Origin of the sequence: Roseomonas sp. GC11, assembly GCF_024437745.1 — a bacterium.
GTDB lineage: Bacteria > Pseudomonadota > Alphaproteobacteria > Acetobacterales > Acetobacteraceae > Pseudoroseomonas.
This window is the reverse complement of sequence record NZ_JANFNY010000073.1, coordinates 1-19737: the sequence shown is the minus strand read 5'-3', so window position 1 is coordinate 19737 and position 19737 is coordinate 1. Positions and strand designations below refer to the sequence as shown.

The 19737-nt window shown below is 72.8% G+C and carries 16 protein-coding genes, 1 pseudogene and 1 riboswitch; of the genes and pseudogenes, 11 read left to right on the top strand and 6 right to left on the bottom strand.

What is annotated here, in order from left to right:
* The first annotated feature begins 3 nt into the window (after positions 1-3).
* From NON00_RS19245 to NON00_RS19210, 8 genes are all read left to right on the top strand, one after another.
* The gene (locus NON00_RS19245) at positions 4-1533 is read left to right on the top strand and encodes an ABC transporter substrate-binding protein (protein ID WP_256024325.1); all 1530 of its coding nucleotides are present in this window, start codon (positions 4-6) and stop codon (positions 1531-1533) included.
* A 4-nt stretch (positions 1534-1537) separates the two neighbouring features.
* Positions 1538-2491 carry an ABC transporter permease gene (locus NON00_RS19240; protein ID WP_256024324.1) on the top strand — a complete coding sequence of 318 codons (954 nt, stop codon included), beginning with the start codon at positions 1538-1540 and terminating at the stop codon, positions 2489-2491.
* A complete protein-coding gene (locus NON00_RS19235) occupies positions 2491-4347 on the top strand; it encodes a dipeptide/oligopeptide/nickel ABC transporter permease/ATP-binding protein (protein ID WP_256024323.1) in 1857 nt (618 codons plus the stop codon). The genes NON00_RS19240 and NON00_RS19235 overlap by 1 nt, the downstream gene beginning before the upstream one ends.
* Positions 4344-5315: an ABC transporter ATP-binding protein gene (locus NON00_RS19230; RefSeq protein WP_256024322.1), complete on the top strand. Its 972-nt coding sequence runs from the start codon at positions 4344-4346 to the stop codon at positions 5313-5315. The genes NON00_RS19235 and NON00_RS19230 overlap by 4 nt, the downstream gene beginning before the upstream one ends.
* Before the next feature lie 127 nt (positions 5316-5442).
* Complete coding sequence (locus NON00_RS19225; protein WP_256024321.1) at positions 5443-6138, top strand: SDR family NAD(P)-dependent oxidoreductase; 696 nt, start codon at positions 5443-5445, stop codon at positions 6136-6138.
* Positions 6135-6410, top strand: a complete 276-nt coding sequence (locus NON00_RS19220) for a (2Fe-2S)-binding protein (protein ID WP_256024320.1) — start codon at positions 6135-6137, stop codon at positions 6408-6410. The genes NON00_RS19225 and NON00_RS19220 overlap by 4 nt, the downstream gene beginning before the upstream one ends.
* Positions 6407-7816, top strand: coding sequence for an FAD-dependent oxidoreductase (locus tag NON00_RS19215; protein ID WP_370688740.1), 1410 nt, complete (start codon positions 6407-6409; stop codon positions 7814-7816). The genes NON00_RS19220 and NON00_RS19215 overlap by 4 nt, the downstream gene beginning before the upstream one ends.
* A complete protein-coding gene (locus tag NON00_RS19210; protein ID WP_256024319.1) occupies positions 7813-8970 on the top strand; it encodes an FAD-binding oxidoreductase in 1158 nt (385 codons plus the stop codon). Before NON00_RS19215 ends, NON00_RS19210 begins: the two co-directional genes overlap by 4 nt.
* Before the next feature lie 73 nt (positions 8971-9043).
* Here the strand turns inward: NON00_RS19210 and NON00_RS19205 are convergent, their stop codons facing one another.
* From NON00_RS19205 to NON00_RS19190, 4 genes are all read right to left on the bottom strand, one after another.
* Positions 9044-9739: a YitT family protein gene (locus NON00_RS19205; RefSeq protein WP_256024318.1), complete on the bottom strand. Its 696-nt coding sequence runs from the start codon at positions 9737-9739 to the stop codon at positions 9044-9046.
* Positions 9736-10908 (bottom strand): aromatic amino acid transaminase, encoded by a 1173-nt coding sequence (locus NON00_RS19200; RefSeq protein WP_256024317.1) that lies wholly within the window; start codon positions 10906-10908, stop codon positions 9736-9738. The genes NON00_RS19205 and NON00_RS19200 overlap by 4 nt, the downstream gene beginning before the upstream one ends.
* A 54-nt stretch (positions 10909-10962) precedes the next feature.
* Positions 10963-12207 carry an MFS transporter gene (locus tag NON00_RS19195; RefSeq protein WP_256024316.1) on the bottom strand — a complete coding sequence of 415 codons (1245 nt, stop codon included), beginning with the start codon at positions 12205-12207 and terminating at the stop codon, positions 10963-10965.
* A gap of 96 nt (positions 12208-12303) precedes the next feature.
* Complete coding sequence (locus NON00_RS19190) at positions 12304-13683, bottom strand: M20 family metallopeptidase (RefSeq protein WP_256024315.1); 1380 nt, start codon at positions 13681-13683, stop codon at positions 12304-12306.
* 178 nt (positions 13684-13861) lie between these two features.
* On the opposite strand from NON00_RS19190, the gene NON00_RS19185 reads away from it, so the two are divergent.
* On the top strand, positions 13862-14749 hold the full coding sequence (locus NON00_RS19185; protein WP_256024314.1) for a LysR family transcriptional regulator: 888 nt from the start codon (positions 13862-13864) through the stop codon (positions 14747-14749).
* Positions 14750-14799: 50 nt separating this feature from the next.
* Here the strand turns inward: NON00_RS19185 and NON00_RS19180 are convergent, their stop codons facing one another.
* Both NON00_RS19180 and NON00_RS19175 read right to left on the bottom strand, forming a co-directional pair.
* A complete protein-coding gene (locus tag NON00_RS19180) occupies positions 14800-15942 on the bottom strand; it encodes an ABC transporter substrate-binding protein (RefSeq protein WP_256024313.1) in 1143 nt (380 codons plus the stop codon).
* A gap of 332 nt (positions 15943-16274) precedes the next feature.
* Positions 16275-17045: a class I SAM-dependent methyltransferase gene (locus tag NON00_RS19175; protein ID WP_256024312.1), complete on the bottom strand. Its 771-nt coding sequence runs from the start codon at positions 17043-17045 to the stop codon at positions 16275-16277.
* Between the two features lie 143 nt (positions 17046-17188).
* Positions 17189-17426: riboswitch (cobalamin riboswitch) on the top strand.
* 87 nt (positions 17427-17513) lie between these two features.
* On the opposite strand from NON00_RS19175, the gene NON00_RS19170 reads away from it, so the two are divergent.
* Both NON00_RS19170 and NON00_RS19165 read left to right on the top strand, forming a co-directional pair.
* Entirely contained in the window at positions 17514-19064 is a 1551-nt protein-coding gene (locus NON00_RS19170; RefSeq protein ID WP_256024311.1) for an ABC transporter substrate-binding protein, read from the top strand.
* Between the two features lie 76 nt (positions 19065-19140).
* A pseudogene (locus NON00_RS19165) lies at positions 19141-19737 on the top strand (ABC transporter permease); the annotation flags it as partial.

Here is a 19737-nt window from a genome sequence, read left to right as displayed (position 1 = left end):
CTCATGGCTTCCCCCATCTCCCGCCGGGCCATGCTGGCCGGCGCCGCTGGTGCCTCGCTGCTGCCCTTTCTGCACCTGCCGGGCGCGCGCGCGGCCACGCCGGGCGTGCTGACCTTCGGCCTTTCCAGCTATCCGCCCACCATCCAGCCCTGGGCCAATAGCGGCACCGCGGCGGCGACGATCAAGCTGCTGATCTATCGCGGCCTCGTCTCCTATGCCGCGGATGGCTCGCTGCAGCCGGAACTGGCGGAATCCTGGACGCGCGAGGATGATCGCAGCTGGGTCTTCCGCCTGCGCCAGGCGAAGTTCCAGAATGGCGAGGTGGTCACCGCCGCCGATGTGAAATGGACGCTGGAACAGATCGCCGCCGAGCGCTCCACCGCCTATTTCCGCGCGCAGATGCAGGATATCGAGAAGATCGAGACGCCGGATGAGCGCACCATCCGCATCGTGACGAAGGAGCCCGTGGCGACGCTCGGCCTGTGGATGGGCAGCTACCATATGCCGATCATCTCGCGCAATTCGCCGCGCGGGCAGTTCATCGGCGCCGGGCCCTTCGTGCTGAAGGCGCAGGAACGCGGCGTCTCGCTGGAGCTTGAGCCCTTCGAGGGCTACTACAAGCCCGGCCTGCCGAAGCTGAAAAAAATCCGTGTCGTGGCCTATGCCGATGAGAATCTGCGCGTCGCCGCGCTGCAGTCGGGCGATGTGGACCTGATCGAATATGTGCCGTGGCAGGCCATGGACGCCATCACCGCCAATAGCGGGCTGAAGCTCGATGCTGTCGATGGCGCCTTCATGTTCCTCGTCTTCAATGGCGGCCGCCCGCCCTTCGACGACCCGCGCGTGCGCCGCGCCGTCGCCCACGCCATCCGGCGCGAGGATCTGGTGAAGGCCGCCTTCTTCGGCCGCGGTTCGCCGCTGACGCAGCTTCCCCTGCCGCAGAACAGCCCCTACTACAATGCGGAGTTCAAGGATTCCTGGACCTACAACCCCGATCTCTCGCGCCGCCTGCTGGCCGAGGCCGGGCATGGCGGTGGCCTGACCTGTTCCCTGCTCTCCACCGCGCAGTATGGCATGCACAAGGACACGGCGGAGGTGGTGCAGCAGCATCTGGCCGCTGTCGGCATCAATGCCACGCTGAACATGCCGGACTGGGCGACGCGCGTGGCGCTCGGCAATCGCGGGCAATACGACATGGCGGTGATGGGCACCTCCGCCGACAGCAATGATCCCGATGGCATCGCCAGTATTCTCGATGGCAGCCTCGCGCCTTCCTATGTCCGCAGCTTCGCGCTGAAAACAGAGCGCATCACCGCGCTCTTCGCCGCCGGCCGCGCCGAATTCGACGAGGCGAAGCGCCGCGCCATCTATCGCGAGGTGGAGAAGCTGGCGATCGAGCAGACGCCGATCGTCGGCCTCACCTGGCGCAGCCAGGGCTATGCGATGCGCAAGGGCGTCACCGGCTTCCAGAACCTGCCGGGGGCGCTGACCTTCTATTCCGGCATCACCCTCGAAAGCACCGCGGCGGGCTGAGGCGATGCTGGGCTTCGCCACGCGCCGCCTCGCGGTCTCGCTGCTGCTGGTCTGGGTGGTGGCGACGCTGGTCTTCCTCGTCATCCACCTCATTCCCGGCGATCCGGCGGAGCTGCTGCTCTCCCAGGGCGGCGTCGCGCCCGATCCCGCCGCCGTCGAGGAACTGCGCGAGCGGCTCGGGCTGAACGCGCCGCTGCTGGCGCAGTATGGCGCCTATCTGTCCGGCCTGCTGCGCGGCGATTTCGGCCTCTCGCTGACCGACGAGCACGCGGTGGCCGAGGAAATCGCGCTGCGCCTGCCGCGCACGCTGGAGCTGGTGGGCATGGCGGGCTTCCTCGCCGTGCTGTTCGGCCTGCCGCTCGGCCTGCTGGCGGCGCTGCGCGCGGGGCGGCTGACGGACCGCATCCTCTCCGGCGTCGCGGGGCTGGCGCTCTCGGTGCCGGTCTTCGTCATCGGCACGCTGGTGGTGCTGGTGCTGGCGCAGCAGCTCCGCCTCGTGCCCGCCGGCGGCTATGTGCCGCTGGCACGCGACCCGCTGCGCCATATCGGCCTGCTGCTGATGCCGGCGGGCACCATCGCCGTCAGCCTCGCCGCCGTGGTGCTGCGGGTGACGCGCGCCTCCGTGCTGGAGGTGCTGGAGCGCGAGCATGTGCGCGCCGCCCAGGCGCGCGGCGTGGCGCCCCGCCACATCCTGCGCCGCCATGTCGTGCGCAACGCGCTGACGCCGGTGGTCACGGTGGTGGCGCTGCATCTCGGCTCGCTGCTCGGCGGCACGGTGCTGGTGGAGTTCGTGTTCAACTGGCCGGGCCTGTCCGGCTATCTCGTCCGCGCCGTCGAGGCGCGCGACTATCCGGAGGTGATGGGCATCGTGCTGGTCGTCTCGGCGCTGTTCGTGCTGCTCAACCTCGTGGTCGATCTGCTCTATGCCGTCATCGACCCGCGCGTGAGGCAGGGCTGATGCGCCGCCTCGCCCTGCCGGGCGCGCTCGTCGCGCTGATCCTGCTGCTGGCGCTGGCGGCGCCGCTGCTGCCGCTGGCCGATCCCGTGCGCCAGGATGTCGCGCACCGCCTCGCCGCGCCCTCCGCCGCGCACTGGCTGGGGCAGGATGAATATGGCCGCGATGTCCTCTCGCGCATCCTGTGGGGCGCGCGGGTCTCGCTGAGCGTCGCCTTCGCGGCGGCGGCGCTGGCGGCGCTGGCGGGCACTTTCCTCGGGCTGGTCGGCGGCTATTTCCGGGGCGCGGTGGAGCTGGTGACGCTGCGCGTGGCCGATATCGTGCTGTGCTTCCCGCCCATGCTGCTGGCGCTGCTGGTGGTCACGCTGCTCGGGCCGGGCGCGGTGACGTTGATCTTTTCCCTCGCCGTGCTCTTCGCCCCGAATTTCGCCCGCGTCGCCTATGCCGAGACGCTGACGGTGCGCGCGCTGGACTATGTGACGGCGCAGCGCGCGCTGGGCGCGGGCATTCCCCGCATCCTGCTGCGCACGCTGCTGCCCAATATCGCCGCGCCGCTGCTGGTGCAGTTCTCGCTCACCGTCTCGGCGGCGATGCTGCTGGAGAGCGGGCTGTCCTTCCTCGGCCTCGGCGTGGTGCCGCCGGCGCCCTCCTGGGGGCTGATGATCCGTGGCGCGCGGGCGACGATGGAGCAGGCGCCGCTGCTGCTGTTCTGGCCCTGCCTGGCGCTGACGGGCACGGTGCTTGCGTTCAATCTTCTCTGTGACCGGCTGCGGGATGTGCTGGACCCGCGCGCGGGTGGCACGGCGCGGCCGGGTTTCCTGCGCCGCCTCGCCGCCCTGCCCGGCCCCGCCCTGCATGATTCCCCCGCGCCGGCTTCCACCGCGCCCGGCCTGCTCTGCGTGCGCGGGCTGACGCTGGAGGTCGCCGGCCCCACCGGGCCGGTGCCGGTGGTGCGTGATGTCAGCTTCAGCCTCGCCGCGGGGGAGACGCTGGCGGTGGTGGGCGAAAGCGGCTCCGGCAAGACGCTGACGGGGCTGGCGGTGATGGGGCTGCTGCCGGCGGCGGTGCGGGTGGTGGCGGGCGAGATCCTGCATACCGGGCGCGATGGCCGGGTGCGCGACCTGCTGCGCACGCCGGAGGAGGCGCTGCGCGGCCTGCGCGGGCGCGACCTCGCCATGGTGTTCCAGGACCCGTCGAGCAGCCTCAACCCGCTGCTGCGCATCGGCGCGCAGATCGGGGAGGGGCTGCGCGCGCATGGGGTGACGGGCGATCTGCGCGGGCGCGTCGTCGCGCTGCTGAAGCAGGTCGGGCTGCCGGATGCGGAGCGGCGGGTGGATGCCTTCCCGCATGAATTGTCCGGCGGGCAGCGGCAGCGCGTGATGATCGCCGCCGCCATCGCCAACCATCCGCGCCTGCTGCTGGCCGATGAGCCGACCACGGCGCTGGACGTCACCGTGCAGGCGCAGATTCTGGAGCTGCTGGCGGGGCTGAAGCGGTCCGAGGCGGGGATGGGGATGATCTTCGTCACGCACAACCTGGCGGTGGTGTCGCAGATCGCCGACCGCGTGGCGGTGATGTATGGCGGGGAGCTGGTGGAGGAAGGCCCGGTGGCCGAGGTCTTCGCCGCGCCGCGCCACCCCTATACCGCCGCGCTGATCGCCGCCACGCCGGAGGAGGATGTGGCGCGGCTTTCCGCCATTCCCGGCGCGGTGCCGCAGCCCTGGGCGATGCCGGAGGGCTGCCGCTTCGCCCCCCGCTGCAGCGTGGCGCGGCCTGACTGCGCGCGGGCGGCCCCCCCCTTGCAGGCCGCCACGCCGACGCGCGCGACGCGCTGCCTGCGCTGGAAGGAACTGGCATGAACGCGCTCCCGCCGCCGCCGCCCCTGCTCCGCGCGGAAGGGCTGACGCGCGCCTTTCCAGGCCAGGGCGGGCTGTTCCGCCGGGCGCGGCCGATCGTGGCGGTGCGCGGCGTGGATCTCGTGCTGCGGCGGGGCGAGGCGCTGGGCGTGGTGGGCGAGTCCGGCTGTGGCAAGAGCACGCTGGGCCGGCTGCTGCTGCGGCTGATGCCGCCGAGCGCGGGCCGCGTGCTGTTCGAGGGGCAGGACCTCGCGGCGCTGCGCGGCGGCGCGCTGCGCGGCCTGCGGCGGCGGATGCAGATGGTGTTCCAGGACCCTTATGGCAGCCTGGACCCGCGGCGCAGCGTGGGCGCGCAGATCGCCGATGGCCTGCGCATCCATGGCATCGAGGATGCCCATGGGGCCGCGCGCAACGCGGCGGCGCTGTTGCAGCAGGTGGGGCTCGACCCCTCGCACGCCACGCGGCTGCCGCATGCGTTTTCCGGCGGGCAGCGGCAGCGCATCGCCATCGCGCGGGCGCTGGCGACGGAGCCGGACCTGATCGTGGCGGATGAACCCGTCTCCGCGCTGGATGTCTCGATCCAGGCGCAGGTGGTGAATCTGCTGGCTGATCTGCGCGCCGGGCTGGGTGTGGCGCTGGTCTTCATCAGCCATGACCTGCATGTGGTGCGCCATCTCTGTGACCGCGTGATGGTGATGTATCTCGGCCGCGTGGTGGAGGAGGGCCCGGCGGCGGAGATTTTCAGCGCCCCCGCCCACCCCTATACCCGCGCCCTGCTTGCCGCCACGCCCTCGCTGCGCCAGCGTGCCAGCGCGGCGCCGCTGCCCGGCGAAATCCCGAGTGTGGCGAACCCGCCTTCCGGCTGTGTCTTCCGCACGCGCTGCGCGCGGGCGCTGCCGCGCTGCGCCGAGGCGATGCCACCGCTGGAGCAGACTGGCCCCCGCCGGCTGGCCTGCTGGAATCCCGGCTGATGTCCCCCGGATGGCGGGGTCCGGGGGAACCCTGTTCCCCCGGCGGGGGATCCAAGGGGGCGGCGCCCCCTTGGCCCGCCCCACCTGTGCCCGCCCCCTTAGCCTGCCCTGGCAGAAAGCCCCCCGCATGCTGACCCCTGAAGGCCGCGTTGTCCTCCTCTCCGGCGCGACGCGCGGCATTGGCCGCGCCATCCTGGAGCGCCTGCTGGCCGCCGGCTGCACGCTGAGCGCCGGCGTGCGCGACCCGTCCCGCCTCCCGGCGCACCCCGCCCTGAGCGCGCATCCCTATGACGCCGCCACCCCTGGCAGCGCGGAAGCCTGGGTGGCCGCCACGGTGGCGCGCCATGGCCGCATCGACGCCGTGGTGAACGCCGCCGGCATCAATCCGCGCGGCACGCTGCTCGATGGCGATGAAAGCGTGTTCGACACCAGCTGGACGGTGAATGCGAAGGGCCCGATGCGCGTCCTGCGCGCCGCCTGGCCGCATCTGGTGGCGGGCGGCACGGGGCGCGTGCTCACCATCGCCTCGCTCTCCGGCAAGCGGGTGAAGAACGACAATCTCGCCTACGCCATGAGCAAATTCGCCGTCATGGCGCTGACGCAGGAGGTGCGGCGGCTGGGCTGGGCGCATGGCATCCGCGCCACGGCGCTGTGCCCCGGCTTCGTCGAGACGGATATGACCGCGCATGTCACCGGCTTTCCGCGCGCGCAGATGACGCGGCCCGAGGATGTGGCGGCGCTGGCGGAGACGGTGCTGCACCTGTCCAACACGGCCACGGTGGCCGAGCTGCTGGTGAATTGCCGGCATGAGGAGCTGGTATGAGGCTGCACCGCCTGCGCGACACGGCGCGCCCTCCGATCGCCCTGACCCTCGAAGGCAAGCCGGTGGAAGCCCTGCGCGGCGACACGCTGCTGACGGCGCTGCTCGCCGCCGGGGCGGGGCCGCTGCGGCAGAGCGAATTCGGCGATGGCGCGCGTTCCGGCTTCTGCCTGATGGGCGCCTGCCAGGATTGCTGGGTGGCGGTGGAGGGGCTGGGCCGGGTGCGGGCCTGCGCCACGCTGGCGGAGGATGGCATGGCGGTGCGGCGCGGATGATGCGGGTGGCGGTGGTGGGCGCCGGCCCGGCTGGCGTGCGGGCGGTGGAGGTGCTGCTGGAGGCGGGCCTGCGCCCCGTCTGGATCGACGAGGCGGCGGAGGGGGGTGGGCGCATCTACCAGCGCCCCCCCGCGCCGCTGCGGCGCGATGCGAAGGCGCTGTATGGCTTCGAGGCGGGGAGGGCCACGGCGCTGCATGCGGCGCTGGAGGCCGCCACGGCGCGGGCCGAGTGGCGGCCGCAGACGCTGGCCTGGCATATCCGCCCGGCGGCGCGGCGGCTGTTCACCCTGCATCGCGGCCATCAGGGCGTGGTGGAGTATGATGCCGCGCTGCTCTGCACCGGAGCGATGGACCGGGTGATCCCGGTGCCGGGCTGGACGCGCCCTGGCGTCACCACGCTGGGCGGGGCGCAGATCGCGCTGAAGGCGCAGGGCTGCGGCATCGGGCGGCGGGTGGCGTTTCTCGGCAGCGGGCCGCTGCTGTGGCTGGTGGCCTATCAATATGCCCGGGCGGGGGCGGAGGTGGCGGCGGTGCTCGACACCACGCCCTTCCTCACCAAGCTGAAGGCGGCCCCCGGCCTGCTGCGCAACGGGCCGGTTTTCGCCAAGGGCCTCTATTACACCGCCTGGCTGCGCGCGCGCGGCGTGCGCATCGCCGAGGGCATCACGCCGCTGGCGATCGAGGGCGATGACCGGAGCAATGGCGGGGGCGATGGCGGGGGCGTCACCGCCCTGCGCTGGCGCGATGCGGCGGGGCGGGAGGACAGCGTGGCCTGCGACGCGGTCGGCCTGGGCTGGGGGCTGAAGCCGGAGGCGCAGCTGGCGGATCTCGCCGGCATTCCCTTCGATTTCGACGCGCGGCAGCACAATTGGGTGCCCCGGCGCGATGCCGCCGGGCGGACGCCGGTGCCGGGGCATTACCTCGCCGGCGATGGCGCCGGGATTGGCGGGGCGGAGGTGGCGGAGCTGGCCGGGGCGCGCGCCGCGCTGGCGCTGCTGGCGGATGCCGGGCTGCCGGTGGAGGCCGCGCGGGTGGCGGCGCTGGACCGCGCCCTGGCGGCGCAGGCGCGGTTCCGCGCGGCGCTGGAGCGGGCCTTTCCCTTCCCCGCCGCGCTGGCCGCGGCGCTGCCGGATGCGGCCCTCCTCTGCCGCTGCGAGGGGCTGACGGCGGGCGAGCTGCGCGCCGCGGCGCGGGCGGAGCATGCCCCCGGCATCGCGCCCGAGATGAACCGCGCCAAGGCCTTCACCCGGGTGGGCATGGGGCGGTGCCAGGGGCGGGTCTGCGGCGCGGCGGCGGCGGAGATCCTGGCCGCCGAGCTGGGCCAGCCGGTGGAGGCCATCGGCCGGCTGCGCGGGCAGCCGCCGGTCAAGCCCATGCCCATCCCCGCCGTGGAGCCGGTCGCGTGACGGCGCAGGGCGTGACAGCGCGGGGCGTGGCGGCGCGGGCCGATATCCTGGTTCTGGGGGGTGGCGGCGTCGGCTGCTCGGCGGCGCTGCACCTAGCGCAGCGCGGGCGGCGCGTGCTGCTGCTGGAGCGCGGGCTGGTGGGCGGGCAGGCCTCGGGGGTGAATTATGGCGGGGTGCGGCAGCAGGGCCGCAACCCGGCGGAACTGCCCATCGCCCGGCGCTCGCGCGAGGTGTGGGGGCGGCTCGGCGCGCTGACCGGGACGGATGCGGAGTTCAGCGTCACCGGGCATCTGAAGCTGGCGCGCAGCGCGGCGGAGGAGGCGGAGCTGGTGGCCTATCGCGAGGTGGCGGAGGCGCATGGCCTGCCGTTGCGGCTGATCGGGCGCAATGCCCTCCACCGGGACTATCCGTGGCTGGGTCCGGCGGTGGTAGCGGGCTCGCTGGCGCCGGAGGATGGCTCGGCCAATCCGCGGCTGATGGCGCCGGCGCTGGCGCGGGCGGCGCGCGCCGCCGGGGCGGAGATCCGCGAGCATTGCGCCATCACGGACTTCGCGCGGGAGGAAGGCGGCTTCGTGCTGCGCAGCGCGGCGGGGGAGGAATTCCGCGCGCCGCTGCTGCTCAATGTGGCGGGGTTCTGGGGTGGCGCGGTGGCCGAGGCTTTCGGCGAGGCGGTGCCCATCACCCCGCTCAGCCCGAACATGGTGGTGACGGAGCCTGTGCGCTACTTCATCGAACCCAATCTGGGGGTGGTGGGCGGCAATGTGTATCTGCGGCAGATCCCGCGCGGCAATGTCATCCTCGGCGGCGGGGTGGGCGAGAGCGAGCCGGAACGCCGCTGGGCGCGCCCCCTGCCCGAGGTGACGATGCAGGCGCTGGCGCATGCCGTGCGCCTGGTGCCCGCCCTGGCCGGGGTGCAGGTGATCCGCAGCTGGAGCGGCATTGACGGGCAGATGCCCGACCGCATCCCGGTGATCGGGCCGAGCCGCACGACGCCCGGCCTGTTCCATGCCTTCGGCTTTTCCGGCCATGGTTTCCAGCTTGGCCCGGGCCTTGGCGCCATCCTGGCGGAGCTGATGACGGAAGGCCGCACGGATGTGCCGCTGGACGCCTTCCGCATCGATCGTTTTCACCCGGCCGGCGGCCCGCCGCACTGACGCGCCCCCGGACATATTTTTCAGGAAAAAGTTTTTTGGTTCTTTTTTCCAAAAAAGAACGCGTCTTGCTGCCTTACCAGCTCATCCCGCGATAGCGCCCCGGGCGGTGGTTGATGGCGATGATGCTGTTGAGCACGGCGGCGCCCAGCACGGAGAAGAGCAGCCCCTCCGGCGCCAGCACGAAGCTGGAGGCCAGCATCACCGCCGCGTCGAAGCCGAGCAGCACATAGCCGGCGCGCCAGCCCCGGCGTTCCTGGAGATACATCGCCAGGATGTTCACGCCGCCGAGGCCGGTGTGGTGGCGGAACAGCACCAGCAGGCCGATGCCCATCAGCGCGCCGCCGGCGATGGCGGCATAGAGCGGGTCGAGATGGGCGAAGCCCACCCAGTCCAGCGTCAGGCGGGAGAAGAGGCCGAGCAGCAGCAGGGCCAGCGCCGTGCGCGCCACCAGCCGCCAGCCCATGCGCAGCCAGGCGAAGGCGCAGAAGGGCAGGTTCATCACGGCGAAGACCGGGCCAAAGCCCCAGCCGGTGATGTGGTGCACGAGCAGGGCGAGCCCGGCCATGCTGCCCGTCACCAGCCGGGCCTGGGTGTACATGGCGAGGCCGAGGGCGACGATGAGGGTGCCGAGCAGCAGCGCCAGGGCATCCTCGTAGAGGTGGTGCGGGATGGGGGAGGCGCTGGGCCGCCCCGCCCTGCCCGAACCGCTCCCGGAGCCGGCCCCGGGGCCGCCCCTGAAGCCGCCCCCTGGAGTGGCCGCCCTGCTCACGCCGCGCCGAGCCCGACCTGGCGCAGCGCCTCGACCAGCCGGGGCACGTCGCGCTCGCGCAGGCCGGCCATGTTGATGCGGCCCGACTCGGCCATGTAGACGCCATGCGCCTCACGCAGGCGGGTGACCTGCTCCGGCGTCACCGGCAGCATGGTGAACATGCCTTCCTGGGCGGCGATGGCGGTGGCACCGGGCCAGAGCGGGGCGAGCTGCGCCGCCAGAGCCTCGCGCAGGGCGACGATGCGGCGGCGCATTCCTTCCAGTTCCACCAGCCAGCCGGCGCGCAGCGTGTCATCTTCCAGGATGGTGGCGACCACGGCGGCGCCATGGGCGGCGGGCATGGAGTAGGAAACGCGGGCCAGGGATTCCATGGTGGACTGCGCCGCCGCCCGCGCCGCCTCGCCCTTCGCCTGGACGAAGAGGGCGCCGATGCGGTCGCGGTAGAGGGCGAAGTTCTTGGAGCAGGAGATGGCCACCAGCACCTCCGGCAGTTCCTCTAGCAGCAGCTGGGTGCCGGCGAGGTCCTCGCGCAGGCCCTGGCCGAAGCCCATATAGGCGAGGTCCACCAGCGGCACGGCGCCGCGCGCCTTGAGGATGGCGGCGATCTCGGCCCATTGCGGCAGGGTGAGGCCGGCGCCGGTCGGGTTGTGGCAGCAGCCATGCAGCAGGGCGACATCGCCCGGCTCCAGGCGCGCGAGGGCCTCGCGCAGGGCCGGGAAATCCACGGCGCCGCGGGCACGGTCGATGGCGGGGTAGGTCACCACCTCCAGCCGGCCGGCCTTGATGATGGCCTGGTGGTTCGGCCAGGTGGGGGTGCCGACCCAGATGCGGCGGGAGCCGGCCTCCAGCAGCAGGTCCGCCGCCAGGCGCAGGGCGCCGGAGCCGCCGATGGTCTGCACCGCCGCCAGCGGGCGGCCGCCGAAGAGGAAGGCGCCGAAGGCGGCGAGGAAGGCGCGGTCGCCCTCCATGCCCTGGTAGCTCTTGCTGTCCTGCCGCTCCCAGATGCGGTGCTCGGCGGCCTTCACCGCGTCCAGCACCGGGGTGCGCCCGCTCTCGTCGCGATAGACGCCCACGCCGAGGTCGATCTTGCCCGGGCGCGGATCAGCGGCATAGAGGCGCAGCAGGCCGAGCAGCGGGTCCTGCGGGCGGGTCGGGAGGGTATCGAGCATGCTTCTGCGGGTCCGGTCCAGGAAAGCGGGCAATCAGGAAAGCGGGTCGTCGGGTCAGGCGATGCGGAAGCGCCGCCGCGCCACGGCCAGCGCGGCGAGGCTGAGCGTCCCCAGCGCCACAAGGCAGATGCCGGGGATCAGGCGGTGGCCCGTGACCTCGGTCAGCCATGCCAGGGCCGGCGGCTCGAAGCCGCCGAAGAGCAGGGCGGTGGCAGTGTAGCTGAAGGCCAGGCCGGTGGCGCGGGTGGCGGGCGGAAAAACTTCCGCCAGCAGGGCCGGCAGGGGGCCGACATAGGCCGCGCGCAGCGCCACCAGCCAGAGGATGGCGGCGACGGCCAGGAGCGGCTCCGGCCGGGCCTCCAGCAGCAGCAGGCAGGGCAGGATGGAGGCCAGCAGCAGCAGGCCGGCGCAGGCCATGGGCCGGATGCGGCCGAGGCGGTCCGCGAGGCGCCCCGCCAGCGGCGCGCCGCCCACCAGGAGGAGGCTGGCGGCGAGGGTGGCGAGGAAGCCGCTGGCCGGGTCCAGCCGCAGTTCAAGCACCGTGCTCATCATCATGAAGATCAGCAGGCTGCCAACCGCGGTGGGCAGCAGCAGGCCGAGGGCGGCCACCAGCAGGCGCAGGCCCAGTTCCATGAGGCAGGGGTGGGGCAGGGGCGCGGGCGGCGGCGCCACCCGCCCCTCCTCCAGGCGCCCGCGCAGCCAGTAGCCGAGGAGGGCGCCGAGCAGGCCGAGGGCGAAGGGAATGCGCCAGCCCCAGGCCTCCAGCGCGTCCATCGGGGCATGGGTGCTGAGGGCGGAGCCGGCGAGGGCGGCGAGCAGCGTGCCCGCCCCCTGCGCGGCGAAGAGCCAGCTGGTGACGGCGCCGCGCCGGCCGGGGGCGTGCTCGGCCAGATAGGCGGCGGCGATGCCGAATTCACCGCCGGCGGCGAGGCCCTGGAGCAGGCGGGCGAGCAGGATGCCGCAGGGCGCGGCCAGCCCGATGCTGGCATAGGGCGGCATGAGGGTGATGAGGGCGGTGCCCAGCAGCATGAGCAGCATGGCGCGCCGCAGGGCGCCGCGGCGGCCGGCGCGGTCGGCCTGGCGGCCAAGCAGCAGGGCGCCGAGGGGCCGGGCCAGCCAGGGCAGGGCGAAGCCCGCCATGGCCAGGGCCAGCCCCAGCCCCTGCTCCACCGAGGGAAAGAAGGCCCGGGTGATGAAATAGCCAAAATACCCGTGCAGGGCGACGTCATACCATTCCAGCGCCTGCCCGAGGGAGGCGGCGAGAATGGCGCTGCGCGGGGGCGGAGCCGTTTCAGCCATCCGTCATCCTGTTTTCCAGTGGGCGACCAGGCGCGGTCCTGCGGGGCGATCCTGCGGGGCGCCGGCCCCTGAAAAAAGTTTTTTGGTTCTTTTTTCCTAAAAAAGAACCTCTTTCCTGGCTTCCCCCATATCCCAGACGAGCCCCGCCATCATGCGCAGCGCCTCCCCGGCGACGGGGCGCAGCAGATGTTCATCCGGCGCGTGCTGCCCGCAGGCGGGGTGGGCGTGCGGCACCCAGAGGGTGACAAGGCCCAGCTCCTCGACGAACACGTCATTCGGCAGGGAGCCGCCGAAATTCGGCAGCAGCGCCGGCGCCCGCCCCAGGGTGCGGGTGAGGGAGGCGGCGGCGAAGCGCACCCAGGGGTTATCGAGCGGCATGCGGGTCGCCCCCATGGAGCCCTCGCATTCCAGCGCGACGGCGGCGAAGCCCCGGGCATCGAGATGGGCGCGCAGCGCCGCCGGGATGGCGGCGGTATCGGTGCCGACGACGTAGCGCAGTTGCAGCATGGCCTCCGCCCGCCCCGGGATGGCGCCGATGGGCCGGGCGATATTGCCGGTGCCGAAGGCCAGCACCTCCAGCGTGTTGAAGCCATAGACGCGCTCGACCGGCGTCAGCCCCGGCTCGCCCCAGGCGGGATCGATGGCCGGGTCGTCCGGGCCGGGCTCGGGGGTGATGTCGGCCAGGGCGGCGCGCACATCGGCGGGGATGGCGCCGGGCTTGAGGATGGGCAGCAGGATGCGCCCCTGCCCGTCCACCAGCGAGGCGATGGCATTGGCCAGGATGGTGCCCGGGTTGGGCAGCAGCCCGCCCCAGTTGCCCGAATGGTAGGCGCCCGGCCGCAGATCGGCGGTGAGGCGGATCTGCAGCCCGCCGCGCGCGCCGAGGAAGATGGTCGGGCGCGTCGAGGCCACGCGCGGCCCGTCGGAGGCGATGAGGAGATCCGCCCGCAGCGCCTCGCGATGGGCGCGGCAGAAGTCGCGCAGGCCGGGGGAGCCGCGCTCCTCGCCCATTTCCATCAGCCAGACCAGGTTGCAGCCGAGCCGCCCGCCGCGCGCCTTCAGCGCCGCGCCGATGGCGGTGATGTTGATGGCGTGCTGGCCCTTGTTGTCCGCGGCGCCACGGCCATAGAGGCGATCCCCGCGCGGGGTCAGCACCCAGGGGTCCAGCCCCTCGGCCCATTGACCCTCCATGCCCGGCACCACGTCGCCATGGCCATAGAGCAGCACGGTGGGCAGGGCGGGGTCCTCGATGCGGCGGGAGACGAGGAAGCGGTTGCCGGCGGCCGCGCCGCGCGCCGCCGTCTCGAAGCCGAGGCCGGCCAGCAGCGGGGCGATGATGCCATCCAGGTAGTGGTCGAGCACGGCGGGGTCGCCGGCGACGCTGTCGGTGCGCTGCGCCACCAGATGCGCGAGCAGGGCCTGGAAGCGGCCGGATTCGAGTTCGGCCGCGGCGGCGGCCAGGGCGCCATCGCGCATCCTGTTCTCCTTCTGGGCCAGGGGCCGGGTGGGGGCTGGGCTCCCGCCGGCCGTCCGGCATGGCGACAGCGCGGCTATGACGCCGGGCGCGCATGCACACAATTCTAAAAAACTCCCGCTATCCCGTTCCGGCCACAAGAATTCGCCCCGCGAATCCCACCCCGGCCAGGAGCTACCCATGCTGAGCACCGCCCTGCGCTATTTCCTGGAAGTGGCCCGCACAGGCTCGATCAGCGAGGCCTCGGAGCGGCTGCACCTCACCGGCCCGGCCATCAGCCGGCAGATCGCCCGGCTGGAGGAGCGCGTCGGCGCCACGCTGTTCGAGCGCACGACGCGCGGGGTGATCCTGACCCCCGCCGGGGAATTGCTGCTCGACTACGCCAGCCGCAGCGAGGCGGAGGCGGAGCGCATCGCCCTGCTGCTGCGCGACCGCGGGGAGACCCCGGCACCGCTGCGCGTCGCGGCGACGGACGGTCTGGCCGATGCCGCCACCCAGGTGGCCCAGGCCCTGCTGCGCGAGGTGCCGGGGCTGGAACTCACCCTGAGCATCGGCCAGGCGATGGACGTGGCGCGCAAGGTGCGCGAGGGAGATGCCCAGATCGGCTTCGGCCTCGGCCTGCCGGCCCAGGACCCGGAACTGGAGGTGCGGCAGAGCTGGCCTGCCCGGGTCGTGGCCATCCTCCACCGCCGCCACCCGCTGGCCGGGTGCCAGGCCGTGGGGGCGGAAGAACTGATCGGCTTCGATCTCGCCCTGCCGGCGCATAGCTCGCTGAGCGGTATCCTGGCCCTGCTCGGCACCCTGCGGCCCCAGGGTGGACATGGCGTGCTGCGCACGGACTCCTTCGCCTGCCTGCTGCGCGCGGTGCGGTATTCCGACGCGGTGGGGCTGGCCAGCGACCTCAGCCTGCACGGGCGGCGGGACCGCAAGGATTATTGCGCCGTGCCGCTGCGCCTGACCACCATGCCGGCGCGCAGTGCCGCGATCATTCTGCGCGCCGGCGTGCCGCACCGGCCGGAAACCGTCCTCTTCGCCACGCGGGCGGAGGCGTTCATGGAAGGGGCGTAGGAAGGAAGCGGTTCTTTTTTGGAAAAAAGAACCAAAAAACCTTTTTCAGCTCAGCTCAGCGAGACCCAGTAGCCGGGCTTGTAGTCGATCGGCAGGAAGCGGGCGTGGAACTCGCGGAAGGTCGCATCCGGGTCGAGATCAGCGAAGAGGTCGGGGTGCAGCCACTTGGCCAGGGCCTGGATGGCGACGAACTGGTAGGGGCTGTCATAGAACTGGTGCCAGATGGCATGCACGCGGCCACGGCCCACCACCGGCAGGGTGCGGTAGGCGGGGCGCTGCATCAGACGGCGCAGCCGCTCCCGCGCGCGCTCCTGGTCCGCGCCGGGGCCCACACCCACCCAGCCGCCATCCGGGGCGAACAGCGTCCAGTTGCTGCCGGTGACGATGACCACCTCCGGCTGCGAGGCCACCACCTGCTCCGGGTTCAGCGTGCCAAAGGTGCCCGGGATCAGCCCCGCCGCGATGTTCTCGCCCCCCGCGACGCTGACCATGCGGCCAAAATTCTCATTGCCGAAGGACATGCAGCAGCCTTCGTCAAAGCCCGCCGCGCGCTCGATCATCACGCGCGGGCGCGGGCCGGTATAGCTGGCCAGGCGGTCGGTGACGCGGGCGATCTGCGCGCGGCGATAGGCGGCGAGTTCCGCCGCCCGCTCCTCACGCCCCAGCACGGCGCCCAGGATGGCGATGCTGCGCTCCGCATTCTCGAAGGGCTTTTCCCGGAAATCGATGAAGATCAGCGGAATGCCGGCACGTTCGAGCTTGGCGGTGAGGTTGCCCTCATCGATCGCGCCCTTCGATTCCAGGTTCATCACCACGACATCAGGGCGCAGGGTGATGACCTGCTCGATGTCGAAGGCGCCTTCCTTCCAGCCGCCAAAGGTGGGCAGCTTCGCGATGGCCGGATACTTCGCCTCATACAGGCGGTAGCCATCGAGGTCGGCCTTGCGGAAATCATCGCGCCAGCCGATGACGCGGGCGAAGGGGTCCGCCGTGTCCAGCGCGGCCAGGGCATAGCTCTGCCGCCCCTCGCCCAGCAGGATGCGGCGCACCGGGGCCTGGATGGTGACCTCCCGCCCGGTGATGTCCACCACCCGCAGCGGTGCCGCGGCGCGCGCCGCCCGGTCAAACAGACCAGAACCGGACAGGGCCGCGAGCGCGGCAAGCGAAAGGACATGGCGGCGGCTGGCGTGCATGGAAGCCTCGTCGGAGAATGGCCGCCGGTATAGGCCAAAGTGATTATCATTCTCAATAAGATTGGCGGCGTTGCGGTTGAAGGCACGGGTGCCTGTTGCCCAGGGGGCGCCGCCTCGCCAGGCAAACTCGCCAGGCAAAAAAGCCAGACAAAAAAGCCTGCTCTCTGGGGAGGCTCCGCCTCCCCAGACCCCTCCGCCGGGGTGGCACGACCACCCCGGACCCAGCGTTCAGTTTGGCGCCAGACGGATGGCAGGGTCCGGGAGCCCCGTCTCATGCTCAGGGAAGGCGAGGGAGTGTTGTGGGGGGCGAGGCCGCCTCAACCCCACAGGCATCAGGGCTTGCGGGCGTGCAGGATGAAGCGCCGATACAGCAAGGTCCGCAGCCGGTTGCGCAGGCTGGCCCCCTGGCGCTGGGCGCGGGCGATCGGCGCATGCGGGTGGCATTCCACCGCCGTGAAGCCCAGGCGGGCCACCATGGGCGCCAGCTTCTCCGGCGTCAGGCCATCGGCGAAGGGCAGTTCCCGCATGATGGCGGCGTGGCGGTCGAGGTCCGGCGTATGCGGCGGCGCCGTGCCTTCCCAGCGGTCCAGCCAGCCCAGCATCCGCTTCGCCAGGCGCCCCGGCAGCCCGGCGGGGGCGGCGAAATCGCCATCGAACACCAGCAGATGCCCGCCCGGCTTCAGCACGCGGAACCAGTCGGCCAGGGCGGCTTCCGGGTCCGTCAGCGTCCAGACGAGGTGGCGGCAGACCACGGCGTCATAGCGACCCTCGGGCTCGCGCGTGTGCTCGGCATCGGCCAGGAAGAAACGCGCCCCGGCATCGCCGGCATGCTTGGCCCTGGCGCGGGCCAGCATCGCCTCGGAGAAATCCAGCCCGGTGACGCGGTGGCCAAGGCGGCGCAGCGCCCCCGTCACCTCGCCGGTGCCACAGGCCAGTTCCAGCACCTCCAGCGGCGCCGCGCCCAGGTGGCGGCGGATGGCGGCCTGCCAGGCCTCGCGCTCCGGCCCCGGCGGGATGCGGTGGCCAAAGGCGCTGTCGAAGCTTTCGGCCCGGCTGCTCCAATAATCGCGGATCTCTTCCTTGAGGGCGTAGTTGGCGGACATGGGCGCACCATCGGCGGGGGATTGGCCGCGTTATAGTCCGCCGCCGCGCCGCGCGGGAGAAGGGGTTTTCTTCCTCTCAAAATGTTATATCATAACATTATGCCCCTCCCCCTCCCCGCATTGCCCTCCGGCCCCGCCCGCGCCTATGCTGCGGCGTCGACGGTCCCGCGCAAGCGGGTGACAAGGGAACACCGTGACGCCCTCCGCGGAGGGCCAGTCGGTGGCTGAGCCCGCAACTGTAGGCGATGACGCCTCCCCCCATCCGCCCCTCCGGGGCGTGCCACTGGGCCTTCTGGCCTGGGAAGGCGGGGCGGGAGGCGCCGCGGCACCCGCCGTGGCGCATCGCGAGCCAGGAAACCTGCCGTCGAGGCCCTCAACCCACACCGCCGGGCGGGATGTCCTGGCGGAGGAGATCTTTGCCGTGTTCCTTCCCGCTGGCTTCCAAGGCCGCGCCGGGGCCGCCCGCGCATGAGCGCCGCCCGCCTGCACCATCCCCGCCTCTCCCGCCGCCTGCTGCTCGCCGCCCCCGCGCTGCTGCTGCCGCGCGCCGGCCATGCCCAGACGGCCACCCCGCTGCGCGTCGTCTCCCCCTGGGAGTATGACAGCCCCGACCCGGTCGAGACCGGCTATATCCTGCGCCGCCTGAACATCGCCGAGACGCTGGTGGGCGTCCGCCCGGACGGGCAGCTGACCGGGCTGCTCGCCGAGTCCTGGACGGTGGGGGAGGATGGCCTGACCTGGCGCTTCCGCCTGCGCGCCGCCCGCTTCCACGATGGCACCCCCGTCACCGCGCCGCATGTCGCGCGGGTGCTGGAACGCGTCTGGTCGCAGGCGGAAAGCCTCTCCGCCATCCCGCTCGCCAGCATGGCGGCGGAGGGCGAGCGCGATCTGGTGCTGCGCACCCGCGCCCCCTTCTCCCCCCTGGCCGGGACGCTGACGGATTATGCCGGCGTCATCCTGGCGCCCTCCGCCTATGACGCGGCGGGGCGGCCGCAGCGGCCGGTGGCCACCGGGCCCTACCGCGTCACCGGGCAGCAGGGCACGCGCGGCCTGACCGCCGAGGCCTTCGCCGGCCACTGGGCGGGGCCGCCCGCCATCGGCGCCATGGCCTATACCGCCGCGCCGCTGGGCGAGACGCGCGCCAGCCTCGCCGAGGCGGGGGAGGCGGACCTCACCTTCACCCTCCAGGCCCAGGCGGCGCAGCGCATCGCGGCGGCGGGGCGGGCGCGCATCCACCGCGTCACCCTGCCGCGCACCCGCACGGTGGTGATGAACCTGCGCCGCCCGCAATTCGCCGATGCGCGGGTGCGCCGCGCCCTCTCCCTGGCGACGGACCGCGAGGGCATGGCCGCCGCCCTGCTGCGCCACCGGGAGAGCGCCGCGCCGCAGCTCCTCCCCCCCGTGCTGGCGGAGTGGCACGACCCCGCCCTGCCGCCGCTGCGCCGCGACCCGGCCGAGGCCGCCCGCCTGCTGGCCGAGGCCGGCTGGCAGCGCGGCGCCGATGGCGTGCTGGCGCGCGAGGGCCAGGCGCTGCGCGCCGTGCTGATGGCCCCCTCCAACCGCCCCGAGATGCCGGTGATGGCGCAGGCGCTGCAGGCGCAGTGGCGCCCGCTCGGCATCGCCGTGGAGGTCCGCCCTGGCCCCTCCGGCAGCCTGCCGGGGGCGATCCAGGATGGCTCTCTGGAGGCGGCGCTGACCTCGCGCACCTATGTGAACGTGCCGGACCCGGTCTGCACCCTGCTGCCGGATTTCACCGGCACCCGCCAGCTCTGGTCCTCCCCCGGCTTCGCCAATGCCGAGATGGAGCGGCTGGTCCCCGCCTATATCGCCAGTTTCGACGCGGCGGAGAAAGCCCGCCTGCGCCGCCGCATGGTCGCCCTGCTCCAGGAGGAACTGCCGGTCATCCCGCTGTCCTGGACGGAGGAGCATGTGGCCGTCTCGCCGCGCCTCGACCCTGCCTCCGTGGTGCTCGACCCCTATGAGCAGAGCTACGGCACGGCGGGGCTGCGGTGGGCCTGAGCAGGACCTCCCCTCTGGGTTTCCAAAGGCCTCAGGCCTTTGGTGGGGAGAGTTTGAGAGGGGCGAAGCCCCTCTCATGACCCTGCCCTCCCTCAGTGCCGCGCTGGCCGGACGGCTGGCGCAGGCGCTTCTGGTGGCGCTGGTGGTCGGCACGCTGTGCTTCGCGGCGCTGCATGCCCTGCCGGGGGATCTCGCTTTGCGCGTCGCCGCCGCCCGCTTCGGCGAGGACCGCGCCAACCCGGCCATGGTCGAGGCCCTGCGCGCCGCCGCCGGGCTGGACCGCCCGCTCTGGCAGCAATACGCCGCCTGGCTGCTCGATCTGGCGCGGGGGCGGCTCGGCGCCTCGCTGCTCACCGGCCGGCCCGTCTGGGAGGAGATCGCCCCCCGCCTCGCCCTGACGCTGCATGTCGGCGGGCTGGCCCTGCTGCTGGCCCTACTGCTGGCCCTGCCGGCGGGGGCGCTGGCCGGCTGGCGCCCCGGCGGCCTGTGGGACCGCGTGGTGACGGCGCTGGCCGCCTTCTTCGCCGCCCTGCCCAGCTTCGCGCTGGGCGGGGTGCTGGTGGCGGTGCTGGCGGTGCGGCTGCGCTGGCTGCCGGTGACGGGCGGCACCAGCCCGGCGGCGGCGCTGCTGCCGGTGCTCACCCTGGCCGCCGCCCTGGCGCCGGGGCTGGCC